Raw genomic sequence first — 18,680 nt, 5'->3', positions numbered from 1 at the left:
CCATGGCCCTGACGGTCCGCCCCGATCCGCACCGCCCCTCGGGGGGCTATGCCGAACTGTCGGCCGCGTCCGACGCGCTGCCCGAGACCGAGGCCACGGTGTCGGTCTTCGACGCCTTTTCGGAACGCTTCCTCGGGATTGACGGCTGGCAGTCGGACCGGGCCGAGTTCGGACCCTATCCGGTGGTGCAGGACGGCGGCCGCGCGACGCTGGTGATCGGCCCCGAGATCGTCAACCGGATCGAGGAATATGCCGCGCTGAAGATCCGGGTGAACCGGGTCGAGGCCGATATCAGCTGGCCCGACGACGTGGTCCCGATGCCGGGCGCCGCCCGGATCGGCGGGCTTGCCGTCGCACGCGCCGCTCCGGCGCGGGGGGCCGGGGCGCTGACCGGCAAGGCGCCGGGCGCCGGGACGCCGACGCCCGGGACACCCGAAACGCCCGGGACCGCCACCGAGACCGCAACCGAGACCGCAACCGGGACCGCTGCCCCCAAAGCCCGCTCGCGCCTGCCGCTGATCGCCGGGCTGTCGGTGCTGGCGCTGCTGATCGCGGGCGGTGCGCTGGCCTGGTTCCTGATGCAGCCGCCCGCGCCGATCGTCACCGAGACCCGCAAGACAGCCCCCGCGCCTCCGCCGCCCCCCGACCCCTGCGACGCCGAGGCGCTGGCCGGGCTCGCCGGTCTGCCCTTCGCCGAAGGCCGGGCGCTGATGACCAGTTGCGGGGCGCGGGTGACGCCGCAACAGGCGCTGGCGGCCCTTGAGGCCGGGGCCGATGCGGGCGACGCCGGGGCACTGCTGCTTTTCGGCGAGATCTACGACGAAGGCGCCAATGACGACCCAGTCGAGACCGAGATCGGGCTAAGCCTGACGCCCAGCGGCTCGAAAGCCGCCGACTATTATGCCCGGGCACGGGCCGCAGGCAGCGCCGAGGCCGGGGCCCGTCTTGACCGTCTCTGTCCCGAGTTGCGCGCGGCCTCGGACACGCTGTCGCGAAGCGCCGCCGAGGAGTATTGCCGTCCATGATCCGCGCCCGCCTTTGCCCGGCTCTGTCCGCCTTCGCCCTGTCGCTGGCCCTGATCCAGACGGGACCGGCGCTGGCCCGGCCCCTGCTGATCGAGGGCACCTCGACCGTCTATCAGCGCGTTCTGACCCGGCCGGGGGCGGCGCTTCACGACGCGCCGGGCGGCCCGGTTTCCAGCCGCTATCCGGCCTTCCAGCCGCTTTACGTCTTTGCCCGGCAGGACGGCTGGGTCCAGATCGGCCCGTCCTCGGCCGCGGCCCCCGCCGGCTGGGTCGAGACCGAGACCGTGGTCGACTGGAACCAGAACATCGTCGCGGCCTTCACCAACCCCGCCGACCGCGCCCGGTCGCTGATGTTCAGGACCGAAGGGGGCTTGCGCGGCTTCATGGAGGACGAGGCGCTGGTCGACACCCTGGCCCGGCTGATCGAGAAGGCCGAAACCGGGATGCTGACGCCCGAGGATGGCGTCGTCTCGATCGAGCCCGAGAATTTCGTCAATATCCGCGACCGCTTCTACATCCTGCCGATCCTCGATTTCGTCGAGGACCTGCACCCGATGACCTATGACCCGAACCTGCTTCTGAAGGTGGCCTCGGTGCCGCTGCGGGACGAATTGCCCGCGGCGGCGGCCGAGGCCTCGTCCTCGGCCGGAAGCTTCGATACCGGCGTCGTCTTCGTCTTCGACACCACCAAGTCGATGCAGCCCTATATCGAGCTGACCCGCAAGGCGCTGGCCAAGATCATCTTCGACATCAACGGCACCGATATCGGCGACCGGATCAATTTCGGCATCGAGGCCTTCCGCGACAATCCAGAGGCCGCCCCGGGGCTCGACTACCGCACCCGCCAGGTGATCCCGCTGGCACGCCGCATCAACCAGCTGCCGGTGCTGGAGGCAATCGACAACACCCGCGCCGCGACCGTGTCATCGCCGGGCTTCAACGAGGACAGTCTGGCCGGGGTCGAGGACGCGATCCGCCAGACCGACTGGGACCAGACGGCCTCGGGCGACCCGTTCGACGCGCGCTACATCATCCTCGTGACCGATGCCGGCCCCAAGGACCCGCGCGATCCCAATGCCCGGTCGGAAATCGGCCCGGTCGAGATCCAGCGCGATGCCGAGGACCGCAACATCGTCATCATGACGCTGCACCTCAAGACCGATGCCGGGGCCGCCAATCACGATTATGCCGCCGACCGCTACCGGCAGCTGTCGCGCTTTGCCGGGCGGCAGTTCTACTACCCCATCGAGGGCGGCTCGGAACAGGCTTTCGAGGATACCGTGACGTTGCTGGTCACGGCCCTGACCGATCATGTGCGGATGGCACTGGGGCAGGCCCGGGTGCAGGCCCCCGAGGACCGCGACGACGATCTGGAGTTCCTCGGCCACGCGCTGCAACTGGCCTGGCTGGGCACGCGCGAGGGCACCCGCGCGCCCGATGTCTTCGAAAGCTGGGTGACCGAACGGGCGGCCGAAAAGCCGCAGGCGCTGGCCATCGAGCCGCGGCTTCTGGTCACCAAGAACGAGATGGCGACCATGGCGGAGCTGCTCGACAACCTGACCCGGATCGCCGAGACGACGCGCGGCGAGGACGAGGCGCGGGATTTCTTCCGGCAGGTGCGCGGCGTCATCGCGCAGATGGCCCAGAACCCCGACCGGCTGGTCGCGACCGATGCCGACAGCCTCGGCGGCGCGCTCGAATATCTCGAGCGGCTGCCCTATCGCAGCCAGCTTCTGCAAACCGACGAAACCCGCTGGATGTCGGGGCCGATGGTGCGGCGCGAGATCATCGACGGCATGCGCCAGAAGCTGACCCAATATCGCAAATGGCTGTACGATCCGTCCGTCTGGACCGCGCTTTACGAGGGCGCGCCCGATGGCGAGCAGGTCTTCGCCATGCCCTTCGACATCCTGCCCTGAGCCGATGGCGGACGCGCTTGTCCTCCGCGATCTCGGGGTCTCGCTTGCCGATGGCGACCGGGGCTTCGCGTTGCGGGTGCCGGAGCTTTCCATTGCCGCGGGCGAGACCGTCGGCCTGACGGGACCCAGCGGCACCGGCAAGACGCTGTTGCTGGAACTTCTGGGCCTCTTGCGCGTGCCCGATGCGGGCGGGGTCTACCGGCTCTGCCCGGGCGATGCGCCAGAGCGCGATCTGACGGCACTCTGGACCCGGCGGGGCCGGATCGCGCGTCTGCGCGGGCGGCTTTTCGGTTTCGTGCCGCAAACGGGCGGGCTTTTGCCCTTCCTGACGCTTTCCGAGAATGTCGCTCTGCCCCAGCGGATCTGCGGCCGTCCCGACCCCGGTCTGGTCCGCGACCTGATCGACCGGCTCGGGCTTGGCCCGGTCGCGGGGCTGCGTCCCGAACGGCTGTCGATCGGCCAGCGCCAGCGCACGGCCATCGCCCGGGCACTGGCACACCGGCCGCGCTTCGTGATCGCGGATGAACCGACCGCGGCGCTCGACCCGGAAAATGCCGCCGAGGCGATGACGCTTCTGTTCGAGGCCGCCGGGCGCACCGGCAGCGCGGTGATCGTCTCGTCGCACGATCTGGACCTGCTTGGCCGCTTTGCGCTGACCCGCTACCGGCTGGCGCTTGACCCCGACCATGCACCGGGCCGCCCGGTCAGCCGCCTGATCGCCGCAGAAGACGGACAGGAGGCGGCATGACACTGCTGGTCACACTCGCGCTTCGGGCGCTTTTCCGCGACTGGATCTTTGTCTTTTGCAATGTCGCGGTGCTGGCCGGCGTGATCGTGCCGCTGCTGGTGCTTTATGGGGTGCGGAACGGGGTCTATGACGCGCTGATCGGCGATCTGATGGCAAACCCTGCGACGCTGCAGATCGACACCGCGGGCAATCAGAGCTTCACCCCCGCCGATCTGGCCGAGGTGCAGGGCTGGGAGGATGTGCGCTTTGCCACGCTCAAGACCCGCAGCCTCTTCGATTACGTGAACGTCCGTGCGACCGGCGGGCGCGGGCGGCAGGAGGCGCTGATCGCGCCCTCCGGCACGGGCGATCCGATGATCGCGCCGCTGCCCGGGCTGGGGCCCGACGAGGTCGCGGTCTCGCCCGCGCTGGCCACTCAACTCGGACTGTCTGCGGGCGATGGGGTCGAGATCTTCACCCAGGCCGAAAACCGGCCGCGTCAGCTGGTGCTGAACGCGCGGGTTGCGGGTGTGCTGCCCCCCGGGCGGATCGACGGGCGGGTGGTGATGGCCGATATCGTCCTGCTCGATCTGATCGAGGCCTTCTATGACGGCTACGCCCTGCCCGACCATGGCATCGACAGCGGCAAGCCGCTGGCCGGGCGCGCCGGAAGCTTCGAGGGGATGCGGGTCTATGCCGCCGCGCTCGACCGGCTGGCGCCCTTGCAGGACCGGCTGGAAACCCGCTTTGGCGTTCGGACGCTGGCGCGCACCGCCGAAGTGACCTCGGTGCTGACGCTCGGGCGCAATCTGGGGCTGGCGCTGGCGCTGACCGTGGCCGTGGCGGCGGCGGGGCTTGCCGCCTCGCTGATCTTCGGCTTCTGGGGCGAGGTCGTGCGCACGCGCCGGACGCTGGCCAATCTGGGGCTCTTGGGCCTGCCGCAATGGCAGCTGTCGCTGTTCCCGGTGGTGCAGGCGCTGGTCACAGCCGTTCTGGGGCTTTGCGTGTCCTTCCTGCTGTTCCGCCTGACCGCCGCGCTGGCCGAGCGGCTGTTCGAGACCGGGCTGACCGAGCGCGGCGGGCTGGTCTCGGTGTCGCCCGCCGAAGCCTTGGCCATCGCGGCGGCCGTGATCGCCTTCGTCGGCTGCGCCTCGCTGGCGGCGGCGCGGGCGGCGCTGACAACCGACCCGGCCACCGTCCTGAGGGAAGAGACATGAAAGCTGCGGCCCTTGCCATGTCGCTTCTGCTGGCCGCGCCCGCCGCTGCCGGGGTCACCTGGGACAGGGACCAGTACGATCCGGGCGGTGCGACCGCGTCTGCCGACCTGATCCTGCCGATGCCCTGCGGCGGAGCGATGGCCTTCCAGCGCGTCGTGGTCCCGGTCGAGGCCGACGACCCGCTGGCCGACCGCCGGATCCGGGTCGGCCAGTCCGACCCCGAGACCGGCTATTCCGACTATCTGCGCACCGCCTATCTGCGCGGCGCCTTCCCCGGCCCCGCGCCTGGCGACAGCGTCTATTACATCGCCCGCTACGAGATGACCCGCGCCCAGGGCCGGGCGCTCATGGGCGATTGCAGCCCGCCCAAACGGATTGACCGGACCGCGCTGGGGGGGCTGTCCTGGTTTCGCGCGGTCGAGCTGTCGCGGCGCTATTCCGAGTGGTTGTTGACCGAGGCCCGCGACGCGCTGCCGCCCGAAACCGACGGCCGGGCCTATCTGCGGCTGCCGACCGAGACCGAATGGGAATTCGCCGCCCGCGGCGGAGCGGCCGTCGACCCCACGGTCTTTCCCTCGCGGCGCTTCTTCGGCGAGGGCGATCTGTTCGATTATGCCAAGGTGGTGGGCTCGGCGCGCGGCGCGCTGCTGCCCGTGGGGCTGACGAGGCCCAACCCGCTGGGGCTTTACGACATCTACGGCAATGCCGAGGAACTGATGCTGGAGCCCTACCGGCTGAACGCGGTCGGGCGCGAGCATGGCCAGGCGGGCGGGCTGGTCACACGCGGCGGCTCGGTCCTGTCGGCGCCCGCGCAGGTCTATTCGGCCGAGCGCACCGAATACCCGCTTTACAGCGCCTCGGACGGCAGCGCGACGGCAGGCGAGACCTTCGGTCTGCGGCTGGTGCTCAGCCGAAGCGTCGCCTGGTCCGACCCGGTCCTGCGCGAGATCAAGGCGGGCTGGATCGCGCGAACCGAAGATACGGGCCGCGGCGGGGCCGACCAGACCCCCCTGGGTACGCTGACCGAAATGATCGACGAGGAAATCGACCCCCGCCGGAAGGCCGCGTTGCAGGAATTGCAACTCGAGGTCCGCCGTTCGGCCGAGGAAGCGACCGCGGCCTTCGGCGAGGCTGCCAAGTCGAACCTTCTGAACGGCGCGGTTCTGGTCGGCGCGATGCTTGCGGGCCGCCAGGAAGAAGCACGGATGAGCAGCGAACTGATCGGCATCGCCGACCAGACCCGGCTGTGCAGCCGCCCCGAGCAATGCACAGCCCTGCGGGGCGCGGGTGCCCAGCTGATGACCAAGCTCGCCACCCTGCGCGAGGTACAGAAAACCTACCTGCTGTCGCTGCGCTCGGCGGTCGAATCCCTGACCGAAGGCGCCGATTCTCAATTGACCGGCGATGCGTTGCGGCTTTTGCAGGGCGAGCTTTCGGCCTCGTCGCAACGCCAGATCCTCGACAACCTGACCCGATTCTCGGCAGTGCTCGACGCCTACCGCGATCATCCCGACATGTCAGAGGACGAATTGCACGCGCTGGTGCTCTCTCGCTGAACGCAACCGGAGCGACCTGCCCGGTGCGACGTCGGGCCGCGGGAAAAGCGCAGTTCCCGCCGCATGTATTGGTGTCGGGGGCCCCCCTTTGAACTGAATGTTAAGACCCCGAACGGTATCGCATTTCGGAATTGCTCACGAAACCGGGTGTCCGATGCGCGCCGTTTCCTTCCTGCTGCTCATGCTCGTCCTTGCCTGCCCGCCGACCCCCGGCCGGGCCGCCGGGGGCATCGACCGCGATTCCGTCCGCTTCGCCCAGCTCGCCACGACCGAGGGGCCGTCGGGCGATATGGGCGCCGACATCCGCGACGGCCTTCTGGCCGCCTTCGATGAAGTCAACCGCGCAGGCGGTGTGCGCGGCCGCAAGCTTCTGCTCGACACCTTCGACGATCATTACGAACCCGGTCGGGCGATCGTGCTGGCCCGCGATGTGGCCGAGGGCGACACCCATGCGGCCTTCATCGGCCAGGTGGGCACCGCGACACTGAAAGCGGTGCTGCCGGTCGCGAACCGCTCGGGCATGCCGATGATCGCGCCCTTCACCGGCGCCGATTTCGCCCGGGCAGAAACGGCCGGACGGGTGTTGAACCTGCGCCCGAGCTACGATCAGGAGACCGAGGCCGCCGTGGCCGAACTGGTCGACCGGATCGGGCTGAAACGGATCGCGGTCTTCTATCAGGACGACTATTTCGGGGCGGCCGGGCGCGACGGGGTGATCCGGGCGCTGGCCCGGCGCGATCTCGAAATGGTCGCCGAGGGGCGCTACACGCGCAACACCGTGGCGGTCAAGGTCGCCGCACTGATGCTGGCCGATGCGGCGCCCGACGCGGTGATCCTGGTCGCCAGTGCGGGTCCCGCCGCACGCATGATGGGCATCGCACGCGAGCTGGGCCTTGAGACCCGGTATCTGGCGCTGTCGACCGTCGATCCCGCGACGCTCGCGGCCGAGGCCGGGGCGGACGCGGCCGGGACATTGTTCTGCGAGGCCGTGCCCTCGCCCTTCGACACGGATCTGCCGGTGGCTGCGGACTACCGCGCCGCGCTGAAGGCGGCGCTGCCCGAGGCGACGCCCGGCTTCGGGTCGTTCGAGGGGTATCTGTCGGGCCGGCTGGCCATCGAGGCCCTGCGCGAGGCAGGGGCAGAGCCCACGCGCGACAAGCTTGCCGAGGCGCTCGACCGGCTTGGCGACATCGATCTTGGCGGTCTCGTGCTGCGCTTCGGCCCAGGCGACCGGCAGGGGCTCGATGCGGTCGGGATCTACCGCCTGACCGGGGATGGCACCCTCGTCCCCGCAGGGACCGCTCCCTCGGGGACGTGACATGCCCCGCGGGGCCGAAGGGATCCGCAGGGCAAAGAGGACTTTCGCACGCCGGAGGATACGATGGCGAGTTTCATTTCAAGAGTGTTCGGAAGCATAGCGCTCAAGGTCGCGACCGGCTTCCTCGCCATGGGCGCCATGACGGGCGGCGCGATCGCGATCAGCCTCATGGTGTTCGCCGCGATGTCGGGTGCGCTCGACCGTCTGCTGGGCGAACAGCTGCCCGGCATCAAGGACAGCGTCTCGGTGATCGAGAATACGGGCGAGATCCGCGGCGCGCTGACCGGCATGCTGTTGGCGGGCAGTCCCGCCGCCGTCGACGTTTCCTTCGCCGCGCTGAAGGCGCGCGAGGAAGACCTCGGCCGGTCGATCGACAACCTTTCGCCCGAGGTCGCGCGCGATCTTCACCCGATGCTGAACAGTCTCGATGCGGCGGCGCACGAGATGCGCGCGGCGCTGGGGCTTCGCTTCGACAGCAGCGACCGGATGACCGGCCAGGTGGTCAGCTTCACGCGCCTGGCCGAAGAGACCCGCGCCCGGCTCTTTCAGCTCAGCGACGACGCGGCCTATGACATGACGCTTGCCGGCCAGCAGACCGGCGAAACCGTCACCTACACCCTCGACCATCTGGTTGGCACCGACTTCGTCGCGGCAACCCTGATCCTGAAGGTCCGCGCCGAAATCAACTTTCTGGGCGGTCTGGCGCTGGCGATCTCGAAGTCCGAGGATGCCGCCTATACCGCGATCATGCGCGACATGGCCGATACCAGCCTCAACGCCCTCGACGTGGCGCTCGGCCGCCTCGCCGAGATGCAGACGGTCGAGGACTACCTGCCCGCCCTGGTCGAGACGCACGAGTCCTTCGAAAAGCTCGCCCGGCGCGGCTTCCGCCTGCGCAAGGGGTTGACCGAACTGGTCCTGGAACAACGCGAAACCAGCGAGAAGGCCCTGAGCGGCGCGATGGACGACCTGACCTTCGACCTGATGACCGGCGCGCGCGATGCGGCCCAGTTCAACGGCGAGGCGATCGAGCGGCTTCTGACCAACGAGGTGCAGCAGATCCGCGACACCGCCGATATCGGCCTGTCGGTCGAGAAACTGATCGCGACCGCCTTCCTCGGGGCCATCGCCCAGGATGTCGACGAGGCGGCGAAGATCCAGGACACGCTCGATGGGCTTGTCGCCGAACTCGAGGCGGTGGTCGCCCGCAGCTACGTGCCCGACGACCTGCAAGAGTTGATCGCCCGGATCGCGGGCGAAACCTCGGCCGAGACCGGCATCGTTGCCACCCGTCTGGCGCTTCTCGATGCCCAGGACCAGGCCGAAGACCGGTCCCTGACCGCCAATGACCGGCTTGGCGAGATCGCGGCGGCCGTCCGGCTCACCAGCGAAGAGGCCATCGCCAATGCACATGAGGCGGGCGATGCCATCCTGCTTCAGGCGGGTGAGGCGCGCGACCGGCTGATGATGCTGGCCGTCGCCAGCGGCACCGTCGCAGTGCTGGCCATCGTGCTGTCCTGGGCGCTGATCGTCTGGCCGATCGGACGGCTGACCGGCATCACCGACCGCCTGGCCCGGGGCGAGATGACCGAAATTCCGGGTTTCCGGCTTTTTGGCGGCGAAGTCGCGCGGCTCGCCGGCGCGCTTCTGGTCTTCCGCGACAACCTCGCCGAACGTGAGCGGCTGCGCGCCCATGAACGCGAGGCCGAAGCCGAGGAACGGCGCCGCGCCGACGAGCAGAAGGCCATGGTCAGGGAATTGGCCGGCGGCTTGCAGGCGCTGGCGGCGGGCGATCTCACCCGGACCCTTTCGACCCCCTTCCCGCCCGATTACGAGGCGCTGCGGGCCGATTTCAACGCGACCCTCGCCACACTCAACGACATGATGGCGACCATCGCGCTCAATGCAACCGCGATCCGGTCGCGGGCGGCCGAGATGGGCGCCTCGTCGGACGACCTGTCGCGCCGGACCGAGAATCAGGCCGCCACGCTTGAGGAAACCGCAGCGGCGCTCGACCAGCTGACCGCCAGCGTGCGCGCGGCCGCCGAAGGCGCGGCCGAAGTCGACCGCGTGGTCAAGGAGGCCCATGACCAGGCCGAGCAAAGCAACACGGTGGTGGTCGAGGCCGTGGCGGCGATGACCGGCATCAAGGATTCGTCGGATTCGATTTCCCAGATCATCGGGGTGATCGACGACATCGCCTTCCAGACCAATCTGCTGGCCCTGAACGCAGGCGTCGAGGCGGCGCGGGCGGGCGAGGCGGGCCGGGGCTTTGCCGTTGTTGCCTCCGAGGTGCGGGCGCTCGCCCAGCGCTCGTCTGACGCGGCCAAAGAAATCAAGGGCCTGATCGCGGCCAGCACCGACCATGTCGCATCCGGCGTGACGCTGGTGAACCGCACCGGCGAGGTGCTGACCGACATGGCGGCGCGGATCGGCAATATTGCCGAACTGGTCGACGCCATCGCCACGGGCGCGCGCGAACAGTCGGTCGGCATCGCCGAGATCAACGCGGGCACGGCGCAGCTCGATCAGGTGACCCAGCAGAACGCCGCCATGGTCGAGGAAGCGACCGCCGCCAGCATGCAATTGCGCGAAGAGGCGACCACCATGGCCGACCTTGTCGCGCGGTTCCGGCTGGATCAGGGCGGCACGTCGCTTTCATCGCCGGCCAATGCCGAACCGGATTGGGCCAGCGGTCCCGCAAACGAGGCCCCGCGCCGCGCGGCGGCCGGAACCGGCTGGGCCGACTTCTGAACCATTTCGGGCCGCCGCCCAAAGCGGCGGCCCGGACGACCTCTTTCCGTCACATGAAATGCCGTGGCGGGACCTGCGTCGCGACCTGCCCGTTTCCGCCGCAGGATCTGGGGCGACGGGCGCCATACCCCGTATCGGATCCTGCACAAGAGGATCGGGTCCCGGGTGGTGGTGTCGTTCGCGATGAGCCTCGCGCTGACCGGCAGGCCAAGCCGGTCAGCTGACCGCGACACTGACCTCTCGGGGACAGTCTCGACCGCTCGGGAACAGTCTCCTCAGTCCGGGACCGGACTCGCCTGCCGCGCCCCCCCATTCCGGACCGACGCATGAACCGACTGCGCCCCTCCGACACCCGAACGGGGTGTCCGGACGGACCGAGGACCGGACCCGCCGGAAGCCGGGCGCAGGGCAAGGGCCTCCGGCTGGCCGAGTGCCCAGGCGGCGACTTGCGCCACGTCCCCGCCGAGGAACCGGCGCGCCTTCCTGTCTAATCGGGTCCTGCGCGCGGCCCCGATCCGCGTCCGGCCGGAAATTGGACGAACCGCAAGGCGCCTCAGTTCGACTGGATCGCCGCCTCGAACTCGCGCCACTCGCCCTTCGACATGCCCGAGTTTTCCTGCGTCACCGGCTCACCTTTCAGCATGCGACGGACGCAGTCCATGGCCGGGGCCGACAGGGTGACGCCGCCCATGCGGTAATCCTCGAAGGCCTTGAACGCCAGGGGCACCCAGTCGGCCACGATCTCGCACATGGTCTGGGCATAGACCCGGATTTCATATTGCGCATGGCTGTCGGCGCGAAGCCGCAGGAAATGGAACAGGTTGTGCAGGTCGCATTTCCAGTACCATTGGGTATAGATGTTCGCGGGCAGGTTCATGCGTGCCAGCTCGCGGGCCAGCCCCCTCTGGCCGTCCTGGCTCAGCATCGCTTCGTAATTGTCGTAGCTGCGCGCCGAATCCGCTTTCAGGATCTCGAGAACCCGGGCCGCCTCTTCGCCTTCAAGCACCTCGCCCCGGCCCTGGTGGTTGACCGTCGACTGGGCTGCCAGCGCATCGGGCGCGGGAATGTAGAATTCGCGGTCGAGGATCGAGTAGCGCGCGGAATATTCGTTCACATTGGCCGTGCGATGCCGGATCCATTGCCGGGCGACGAAGACTGGCAGCTTGACGTGGAATTTCACCTCGCACATCTCGAAGGGCGTCGAGTGCCAGTGCCGCATCAGGTAGCGGATCAGGCCCTCGTCATTGCTGACTGCCTTTGTGCCCCGGCCATAGCTGACCCGGGCAGCCTGACAGATGGCGGCATCGTCGCCCATGTAGTCGATCACCCGCACAAAGCCGTGATCCAGCACCGGATGCAGGGTATAAAGACGCTCTTCCATCCCGCGCGCCACGACACGGCGGGTGGGCGCGGTCTCGGCGCGCTGCGCCTCGATCTCGGCAAGCTGGTCCTCGGTGACGGGCATCAAGCGTCCTTTCCGGCAGAAGGTGAGTCGGACCAGACTATATCTATGCAAGCCGGACTACAAAACAGCGACATGCAGTAGGGCGCGCGGGGTCCTCAGCGAGGCTTTCCTGCAACGCCCACAGCGGTCAAAGCCACCGCGGCCACGCGCGACTGTCTGTCATAAACGAACACCAAGGCTGCATTTAGCGGCGTACTCTATGCCAATACGGCGCCCATATTGATGCCATGCCCGGCGGCGCTGCGGCTCTGGACAGAAGACATCATGACGGACCCCGGCCAGCATGTCCCGTACCGATCGCACGCAAAAACAAGAACGGTACGGCGCACCTTCCCTCAGGCCCGCCGGGCTTCGGTCCCGACAAACGATCAAAGGAAAGGACTTTCGCATGACAAATGTCGCTCTTGTCGGGGCGTCCGGGAACGCGGGCTCGGAAATTCTCAAGGAATTGTCGGCCCGGGGCCATCGGGTGACCGCCATCGCGCGCAACCCCGAGCGGATCGCGGCGCTGCCCGGGGTCACCGCCGAGGCGGCCGACCTGCATGACCGGGACCGGATCGTCGGGCTTCTGTCCGGCCATGACGCCGCGATCTCGGCCGTGCATTTCACCGCGACCGACCTGCCCGCGCTGTTGGCGGCGGTTCGGGTCTCGGGCGTCAAGCGCTATCTGGTGGTCGGCGGGGCGGGCAGCCTCGAGATCGCTCCGGGGCAACGGTTGATCGACACGCCCGATTTCCCCGAAGCCTACAAACCCGAGGCCGCCCGGGGCGCCGACTATCTTGAGATGCTGCGCAAGGCCGACGATCTGGACTGGACCTTCCTGTCGCCCCCGGCGCTGTTCGAGCAGGGCGCGCGGACCGGAACCTTCCGCCTTGGCAAGGACCGGCTTCTGACCGGCAAGGATGGCAGCCGCATCAGCTTCGCGGATTACGCCATCGCGATGGTCGACGAGCTGGAACGGCCCGCGCATCGCCGCGAACGCTTTACCGTCGGCTATTGACGGCCCCCGCCCGTCAGGGTGCCGGGTGCCGGGTGTCGGAGCCGAGACCTGCGAGATGGCGTTTCAGGACCGCCGCGAAGGCATCGACCTTTTCCAGCCGGAAGGCCGTGGGCAAGGTCAGCAGGTTCAAAGGATGTGCAGCCGTCCCATGGCCGGGCAACAGCTCGACCAGCGCACCCGATGCCAGATGCGGCGCAAGAAAGATGTCGGGCGCCCGCATCACGCCTTCCCCCGCCAGCGCGGCCCGGATCGTCTGCGAGGCGCTGTTGACGGCGAACCGCCCCGAGACCGTGACGGTCAGCGGACCGTTCGCATCCCGGAACTGCCAGCGCCCCGCCGGGTGCTCGTTCAGGTCCAGAAGTGCCGTATGGCCTTCCAGATCGCGCGGATGCTGCGGCCGCCCGGCCCGCGCCAGATAGGCCGGGCTGGCCGCCACGCAAAGCCGTGTCGTCCCGATCCGCCGCATCTTCAGGCTGGAATCCTGTGGAATGCCGATCCGCACCGCCAGATCGAACCCGCCGGCCGCCAGATCGGCCAGCGCGTCCGACAGGTGCAATTCGACCTGCATTGCCGGGTTTTCGTCCAGAAAGCCACGCACCGCGTCGGCCACGACCAGCTCGCCCATCGTGGTGCCGCAGGTCAGCCGAAGCCGCCCCGACAGCCCGTCGGCCGGATCGCGCAGCGCGCTGTCCGCCTCTTCCAGCGCGGCCAGGACCTTGCGGGCATGGGGCAGCCATTTCGTACCCTCATGGGTCAGCGAGACCGCGCGCGTGGTCCGGTAGAAAAGCACGTGCCCCAACCGCTCTTCCAGCGCGGCCACGTATTTGCTGGCCACCTTGTTGGTGATGCCCAGCTGTTCTCCGGCCCGGGTGAAAGACCCGCTTTCGGCCACAGCCACGAAGGTGCGGAGTCCGTCGACCAGATCCATGCTTTTATCCCCATTTCGGCGATAGTGTTCCCCAGTTTCATATCATTCCTGCGACAATCGCAAGCCGCTATCTCGGGGTCATCGCACAACGCCGCCACTGGCGGCACCGCAATGGGACACAGATCATGACCACTCTGCTTCAAGACCTCGGCTTCGGCTCTGCCACCGCCATCGACGTCGCCGCCCTGCTGCTTCGCGTTGCTCTGGGCGCGCTTTTTCTCGCCCATGCCTGGCTGAAGATCTTCGTCTTCAGACCGGCGGGCGCGGCGGGCTTCTTCCGCTCGCTCGGCCTGCCCGGCGTCCTTGCCTATCTGACCATGGCTGCCGAGATCCTGGGCGGGCTTGCCCTGATCGTCGGGCTCTGGACCAGCCTCGTCTCGATCCTGCTGATCCCGGTGATCGCCGGTGCGGGCTGGTTCGCCCACCGCGCCAACGGATTCTGGTTCAACAACCAGAACGGCGGCTGGGAATACCCGGCCTTCTGGACCCTGACCCTGCTGGTGCAGGCCCTGCTGGGCAGCGGCGCCCTGGCCCTGACCGCGATCTGACCGCCACGCGGCCCGGACCGCCGGGCCGCGCCCCTCTTCCTCGCATTCGAGAAAGGCTTTCGCCGTGACCACCAACACCGTTTCCGAAACCGTTTCCAAGATTGCCCCCGTCGCCATCGACCGCGTCGCCCTGACCGTCCGCGACCTCGACCTGATCGGCGACTTCTACCAGCGCATCCTCGGGCTCGACCACATCTCCGGCTCGGGCGAAGAGCTGATCCTCGGGCAGGGCGGCCGCGCGCTGATCGAGCTGCGCCGCGACGCGGCCGCCCGCCCCTACCCCCATGCCGCGGGCCTGTTCCACACCGCCTTCCTGCTGCCCCACCGCGACGATCTGGGCCGCTGGCTGCGCCATGCCCATGCGCGGAAGGTCCGGATGTCGGGGGCCTCGGATCACCTGGTCAGCGAGGCGCTTTACCTGCGCGACCCCGAGGGCAACGGCATCGAGATCTACGCCGACCGGCCGCGCGCGAGCTGGCTGCATGACGGCGACCGCGTGGTGATGGATACCCTGCCGCTCGATCTTGCCAGCCTCCGCCGCGCAGAGGGCCACTGGACCGGCGCGCCCGAAGGCACGGTAATCGGCCATGTCCATCTGCAGGTGGGCGCCATCCCCGAGGCCCGCGCCTTCTATGCCGGCGAGCTGGGCTTCGATGTCACCGCCGAGATCCCGCAGGCCAGCTTCTTCTCGACCGGCGGCTATCACCACCATGTGGCAACCAATACATGGAACAGCGCGGGCGCCGGGATGCGGCCCGCCGATGCGACCGGGCTTGCCGAACTGGTGCTGGCCGCAACCGACCCCGCCGCGAGCCGCTCCGGGCGTTCGGTCGACGACCCCTGGGGCAACCGCATCCGCGTGGCCTGAGGATCGCCCGCAAAGCCCAAGGCGCACGGTCGGCCTTTCAGCCCGCAAAACCGAAAGGCCGGTTCCCGGCCGCACCGCCCCGGTCACCGTCGGACCGGGGCGGTGGCGTTTCGGCGCGGCAGAGGCGCCAGGCGACGCACGGGAAAGGCCCGCCCCTCGCCGCCGCGCCGATCCGTTCTAGATGGCAGCCCACAAGACGGAGAGACGCATGAAAGTTCGCTACCTGCATACCATGGTCCGCGTGAAGGACCTTGACGCATCGATGGCTTTCTACCAGCTGCTCGGCCTGACCGAGACCCGACGGATCGAGAACGACAAGGGCCGCTTTACCCTCGTTTTCCTGGCGCCCCCCGGACAGGAGGACTGTCCGGTCGAGCTGACCTACAACTGGGACGGAGACGACGGCCTGCCGTCGGACAGCCGCCATTTCGGCCATCTCGCCTACGGGGTCGAGAACATCTACGACATGTGCGACCGCCTGATGAAAGCGGGCGTCACCATCAACCGCCCGCCGCGCGACGGGCATATGGCCTTCGTGCGCAGCCCCGACAACATTTCGGTCGAGCTGTTGCAGATCGGCGAGTCGCTGCCCCCGGCCGAGCCCTGGGCCAGCATGCCCAATACGGGGCATTGGTAAGGCTCGCCGCCCTTCTGGCGCTTGCGCCCATCCAGGCAGAGGCCGGCTGCCGGCTGGCCCTGCTGCTGGCTCTGGACATTTCGTCTTCGGTCGATCCGGGCGAGGACGCGCTGCAGCGGGCCGGACTTGCGGCTGCGCTGAAGTCCTCCGAAGTCCAGGCCGCTATCCTGTCGGTGCCCGACCGTCCAGTGGCGCTGGCGGTCTACGAATGGAGCGGGCGCTATCAGCAACGCGTGGTGGTGCCCTGGCGCCTGCTGGAAAGCCCGTCGGCCATTCTGGGCGCAGCCGAAGCCATCGCGGGGTCGCGCCGGTCCTATGCCGCATTCCCGACCGCGATGGGCTTCGGCCTGGCCTTCGGGGCCAGGCTGTTCGACAGCGCGCCCGACTGCACCGAACGCACGCTCGACATGTCGGGCGACGGCATCAACAATGACGGTTTCGGGCCCGAGCTGGCCTATGCCAGCTTTCCCTTCGGCGACATCACCGTGAACGGGCTGGCCATCGGTGGCGGCAGCCCGAACGACGCCGAGGTGTTCGACTTTTACCGCGACCGGGTGATCCGCGGACCCGGCGCCTTCGTCGAGACCGCCCGCGACTTTTCCGATTTCGAACGCGCGATCCGGCGCAAGCTGATGCGCGAGGTGGCCGCGCGGGTCTATGGCGGGACCAGCCTGCTGCCCCGGGACGGGGGCTGAGCGGTGCGGGCGGGACCGGGGCTGTGTCGGGTCTTGGTCGCGCTGGCGGGAAGTGCGCATGCCCCCGCATCGGCCGGTGCCGCCGAGTGCCGCCAGGCGCTGGCCATCGGGCTTGACGTCTCGGGGTCGGTCGATGCCGAGGAATACCGGCTGCAGCGCGACGGGCTGGCCGCGGCGCTGATCCATCCCGACATTCAGGCCGCCTTCCTGCAGATCCCCTCGGCACCGGTGGCGCTGGCGATCTATGAATGGAGCGGGACGCTGGACCAGCGGCTGATCCTGCCCTGGACGGTCATCGACAGCCCGGCCGCGCTGGCAGAGGCCTCGGCCACGCTGAGGCGCGCGGGTCGCAATTCGGCGGCGCGGACGACGGCGATCGGCACGGCGCTGACCTGGGGCGCCGCCCTGTTGGCCGACCGGCCCCAGTGCTGGCAGGCCACGCTCGATCTGACCGGCGACGGAAGCTCGAACGAGGGGCCGCGTCCGGCGGCGGTCGAGATCGGCGAGGTGACGGTGAATGCGCTGGCCATCGGGATCGGTTCGTCCCTGCGGCTGGATCAGGCCGAAACCGAACTCGACGAGCTGGTCGCCTATTTCGAGGCCGAGGTAATCCGCGGCCCCGGCGCCTTTGTCGAGGTTGCCAGCGGCTTTTCCGACTTCGAGGCCGCGATGGAGCGCAAGCTGTTGCGCGAGTTGCAGACCATGGCCGTCGGACAGGCGCCGTCAGGGCCGGGACCGGGCCCGCGACGGGCTCAGTAGATGTAGCGGATCTGGTCCGACCAGTAGCGTTCCATCCGCTTGAGCGCGGCGGTGATCTCGCGCAGGCCGTCATCGTCGACCACGTTGCGGGCGACCAGCCCCTCGGCATGGCGCGCGAAAAGCCCGCCCACGACTTCGCGGATCTCGCGGCCCTTGGGGGTCAGGCGGACACGCACGGCGCGGCGGTCGATCTCGCAGCGCTGATGGTGCATGTAGCCTTTCTCGACCAGTTTCTTGAGGTTGTAGGACACGTTCGAGCCCTGATAGTAGCCGCGGGATTTCAGTTCGCCCGCGGTCACCTCGTTTTCGCCGATATTGAACAGCAGAAGGGCCTGGACCGAGTTCAGCTCGAGAACGCCGAGGCGTTCGAACTCGTCCTTGATCACGTCCAGCAGCAGCCGGTGCAGCCGCTCGACCAGGGAAAGCGCCTCGAGATAGTCGGTCATGACTTCCCGATGATCGCCCTCCGGGATGGGGGAATGGATGCTCATACTTGTCTCCGCCGTTCGCAGTGTCCGGACAGGAATATGAAATGAGTCGCGAATATTCGGTTAAAACGTGGAAAAGGCAGGAATTCCCTACCCGTTCACCGGGCGTGCGACGAGCCTTTCGATCAGCGGCGCGAACTCGTCCGGCGCCGCGACCTGACCCGTAACCCATTGATAAAGATCGTGATCGTCTTGGGCCAGCAGCGCATCGAAGGCCTCCAGCGCGGCGGCGTCCATTGCGGCAAGATGGGCATCGGCATAGCGGCCCAGGATCAGGTCCATCTCTTTGGTGCCCCGCCGCCAGGCGCGGATATGCATCCGCTTGCGGCGGGATTCGGTCGACTCGGTCATCTCAGCCATGCTCCTTCAATGCGTGCCGAAGCCGCTTTTCGAGCACGCCGAGCCGGTTCGCAAGCCGCGCCATGTCGGCCCGGACCGCCCGGATCTCGCCCAGGATGCCGCGCACGTCGCCCGGGATGACAGCCTCTTCGCCGGGCCCGTCCAGCCCGTCGCCATGCCCGTTCAGCAGCCACATGATCGACACGTTCAGGACCCCGGCCAGCATCTGCAGCTTGTTCGAGCGGGGCTCGGAGACATCGTCCTCCCAGCCGCGCACGGTCTCGAGCTTGACGCCCAGCCGCTTGGCCAGTTCGGTCTGGGTCATGCCCAGCGCCTCGCGCGCGGCGACCACCCGGTCGCCGAAGGTCGCGGCATCCTCGGAATACCAGTCGGCGGCGTCTGTCTCGGAAGTGTCCATCGGTGCAAGCTCCTTTCGG

The 18,680-nt window shown here is 68.5% G+C and carries 18 protein-coding genes; 13 read left to right on the top strand and 5 right to left on the bottom strand.

Annotation, left to right across the window (positions count from 1 at the left end; translation table 11 throughout):
- Positions 1-2 precede the first annotated feature (2 nt).
- From DSD19_RS01490 to DSD19_RS01460, 7 genes are all read left to right on the top strand, one after another.
- Complete coding sequence (locus DSD19_RS01490) at positions 3-1,025, top strand: hypothetical protein (protein WP_113668292.1); 1,023 nt, start codon at positions 3-5, stop codon at positions 1,023-1,025.
- Complete coding sequence (locus tag DSD19_RS01485; protein WP_207802402.1) at positions 1,022-2,944, top strand: vWA domain-containing protein; 1,923 nt, start codon at positions 1,022-1,024, stop codon at positions 2,942-2,944. The genes DSD19_RS01490 and DSD19_RS01485 overlap by 4 nt, the downstream gene beginning before the upstream one ends.
- Before the next feature lie 4 nt (positions 2,945-2,948).
- Positions 2,949-3,692: an ABC transporter ATP-binding protein gene (locus DSD19_RS01480; protein ID WP_113668291.1), complete on the top strand. Its 744-nt coding sequence runs from the start codon at positions 2,949-2,951 to the stop codon at positions 3,690-3,692.
- A complete protein-coding gene (locus DSD19_RS01475) occupies positions 3,689-4,888 on the top strand; it encodes an ABC transporter permease (RefSeq protein ID WP_113668290.1) in 1,200 nt (399 codons plus the stop codon). Before DSD19_RS01480 ends, DSD19_RS01475 begins: the two co-directional genes overlap by 4 nt.
- The gene (locus DSD19_RS01470) at positions 4,885-6,444 is read left to right on the top strand and encodes an SUMF1/EgtB/PvdO family nonheme iron enzyme (protein ID WP_113668289.1); all 1,560 of its coding nucleotides are present in this window, start codon (positions 4,885-4,887) and stop codon (positions 6,442-6,444) included. The genes DSD19_RS01475 and DSD19_RS01470 overlap by 4 nt, the downstream gene beginning before the upstream one ends.
- Positions 6,445-6,598: 154 nt before the next feature.
- Positions 6,599-7,762 carry an ABC transporter substrate-binding protein gene (locus DSD19_RS01465; RefSeq protein WP_165828016.1) on the top strand — a complete coding sequence of 388 codons (1,164 nt, stop codon included), beginning with the start codon at positions 6,599-6,601 and terminating at the stop codon, positions 7,760-7,762.
- Between the two features lie 84 nt (positions 7,763-7,846).
- Positions 7,847-10,516, top strand: a complete 2,670-nt coding sequence (locus DSD19_RS01460; protein WP_243627613.1) for a methyl-accepting chemotaxis protein — start codon at positions 7,847-7,849, stop codon at positions 10,514-10,516.
- 553 nt (positions 10,517-11,069) lie between these two features.
- Here the strand turns inward: DSD19_RS01460 and thyX are convergent.
- Positions 11,070-11,981, bottom strand: a complete 912-nt coding sequence (thyX, locus tag DSD19_RS01455; protein ID WP_075786142.1) for an FAD-dependent thymidylate synthase — start codon at positions 11,979-11,981, stop codon at positions 11,070-11,072.
- Between the two features lie 388 nt (positions 11,982-12,369).
- Here thyX and DSD19_RS01450 point away from each other — a divergent pair, with 388 nt between their 5' ends.
- Positions 12,370-12,981 (top strand): NAD(P)-dependent oxidoreductase, encoded by a 612-nt coding sequence (locus DSD19_RS01450; protein WP_113668287.1) that lies wholly within the window; start codon positions 12,370-12,372, stop codon positions 12,979-12,981.
- Between the two features lie 13 nt (positions 12,982-12,994).
- Here the strand turns inward: DSD19_RS01450 and DSD19_RS01445 are convergent, their stop codons facing one another.
- Complete coding sequence (locus DSD19_RS01445; RefSeq protein WP_113668286.1) at positions 12,995-13,909, bottom strand: LysR family transcriptional regulator; 915 nt, start codon at positions 13,907-13,909, stop codon at positions 12,995-12,997.
- Positions 13,910-14,034: 125 nt separating this feature from the next.
- On the opposite strand from DSD19_RS01445, the gene DSD19_RS01440 reads away from it, so the two are divergent.
- The 5 genes from DSD19_RS01440 to DSD19_RS01420 all read left to right on the top strand — a co-directional run bounded on the left by DSD19_RS01440 (position 14,035) and on the right by DSD19_RS01420 (position 17,416).
- The gene (locus DSD19_RS01440; protein ID WP_113668285.1) at positions 14,035-14,457 is read left to right on the top strand and encodes a DoxX family protein; all 423 of its coding nucleotides are present in this window, start codon (positions 14,035-14,037) and stop codon (positions 14,455-14,457) included.
- A 64-nt stretch (positions 14,458-14,521) separates the two neighbouring features.
- Complete coding sequence (locus DSD19_RS01435; RefSeq protein ID WP_243627610.1) at positions 14,522-15,325, top strand: VOC family protein; 804 nt, start codon at positions 14,522-14,524, stop codon at positions 15,323-15,325.
- A 208-nt stretch (positions 15,326-15,533) separates the two neighbouring features.
- The gene (locus DSD19_RS01430) at positions 15,534-15,962 is read left to right on the top strand and encodes a VOC family protein (RefSeq protein WP_113668284.1); all 429 of its coding nucleotides are present in this window, start codon (positions 15,534-15,536) and stop codon (positions 15,960-15,962) included.
- Complete coding sequence (locus DSD19_RS01425; protein WP_243627608.1) at positions 15,956-16,657, top strand: DUF1194 domain-containing protein; 702 nt, start codon at positions 15,956-15,958, stop codon at positions 16,655-16,657. Before DSD19_RS01430 ends, DSD19_RS01425 begins: the two co-directional genes overlap by 7 nt.
- A 3-nt stretch (positions 16,658-16,660) precedes the next feature.
- Positions 16,661-17,416: a DUF1194 domain-containing protein gene (locus DSD19_RS01420; RefSeq protein WP_243627606.1), complete on the top strand. Its 756-nt coding sequence runs from the start codon at positions 16,661-16,663 to the stop codon at positions 17,414-17,416.
- Here DSD19_RS01420 and DSD19_RS01415 read toward each other — a convergent pair.
- The 3 genes from DSD19_RS01415 to DSD19_RS01405 form a co-directional block, all read right to left on the bottom strand.
- A complete protein-coding gene (locus tag DSD19_RS01415) occupies positions 17,410-17,907 on the bottom strand; it encodes a MarR family winged helix-turn-helix transcriptional regulator (RefSeq protein ID WP_075786148.1) in 498 nt (165 codons plus the stop codon). The genes DSD19_RS01420 and DSD19_RS01415 overlap by 7 nt on opposite strands.
- 87 nt (positions 17,908-17,994) lie before the next feature.
- Positions 17,995-18,255 carry a succinate dehydrogenase assembly factor 2 gene (locus DSD19_RS01410; RefSeq protein WP_113668282.1) on the bottom strand — a complete coding sequence of 87 codons (261 nt, stop codon included), beginning with the start codon at positions 18,253-18,255 and terminating at the stop codon, positions 17,995-17,997.
- A 1-nt stretch (position 18,256) separates the two neighbouring features.
- Complete coding sequence (locus DSD19_RS01405; protein ID WP_075786150.1) at positions 18,257-18,661, bottom strand: helix-turn-helix domain-containing protein; 405 nt, start codon at positions 18,659-18,661, stop codon at positions 18,257-18,259.
- Positions 18,662-18,680: the final 19 nt, after the last annotated feature.

Origin of the sequence: Rhodovulum sp. BSW8 (genome assembly GCF_003314725.1) — a bacterium.
In the GTDB taxonomy this organism is placed as follows: Bacteria; Pseudomonadota; Alphaproteobacteria; order Rhodobacterales; family Rhodobacteraceae; genus Rhodovulum; species Rhodovulum visakhapatnamense.
The sequence above is the reverse complement of the archived record's forward strand: the minus strand, read 5'-3'. Positions and strand labels throughout refer to the sequence as shown.

Coding starts and splice junctions, on each gene's coding strand:
- DSD19_RS01490 (WP_113668292.1), top strand. CDS start 3: ATGGCCCTGACGGTCCGCCCCGATCCGCACCGCCCCTCGGGGGGCTAT.
- DSD19_RS01485 (WP_207802402.1), top strand. CDS start 1,022: ATGATCCGCGCCCGCCTTTGCCCGGCTCTGTCCGCCTTCGCCCTGTCG.
- DSD19_RS01480 (WP_113668291.1), top strand. CDS start 2,949: ATGGCGGACGCGCTTGTCCTCCGCGATCTCGGGGTCTCGCTTGCCGAT.
- DSD19_RS01475 (WP_113668290.1), top strand. CDS start 3,689: ATGACACTGCTGGTCACACTCGCGCTTCGGGCGCTTTTCCGCGACTGG.
- DSD19_RS01470 (WP_113668289.1), top strand. CDS start 4,885: ATGAAAGCTGCGGCCCTTGCCATGTCGCTTCTGCTGGCCGCGCCCGCC.
- DSD19_RS01465 (WP_165828016.1), top strand. CDS start 6,599: ATGCGCGCCGTTTCCTTCCTGCTGCTCATGCTCGTCCTTGCCTGCCCG.
- thyX (WP_075786142.1), bottom strand. CDS start 11,981: ATGCCCGTCACCGAGGACCAGCTTGCCGAGATCGAGGCGCAGCGCGCC.
- DSD19_RS01450 (WP_113668287.1), top strand. CDS start 12,370: ATGACAAATGTCGCTCTTGTCGGGGCGTCCGGGAACGCGGGCTCGGAA.
- DSD19_RS01445 (WP_113668286.1), bottom strand. CDS start 13,909: ATGGATCTGGTCGACGGACTCCGCACCTTCGTGGCTGTGGCCGAAAGC.
- DSD19_RS01440 (WP_113668285.1), top strand. CDS start 14,035: ATGACCACTCTGCTTCAAGACCTCGGCTTCGGCTCTGCCACCGCCATC.
- DSD19_RS01430 (WP_113668284.1), top strand. CDS start 15,534: ATGAAAGTTCGCTACCTGCATACCATGGTCCGCGTGAAGGACCTTGAC.
- DSD19_RS01415 (WP_075786148.1), bottom strand. CDS start 17,907: ATGAGCATCCATTCCCCCATCCCGGAGGGCGATCATCGGGAAGTCATG.
- DSD19_RS01410 (WP_113668282.1), bottom strand. CDS start 18,255: ATGACCGAGTCGACCGAATCCCGCCGCAAGCGGATGCATATCCGCGCC.
- DSD19_RS01405 (WP_075786150.1), bottom strand. CDS start 18,661: ATGGACACTTCCGAGACAGACGCCGCCGACTGGTATTCCGAGGATGCC.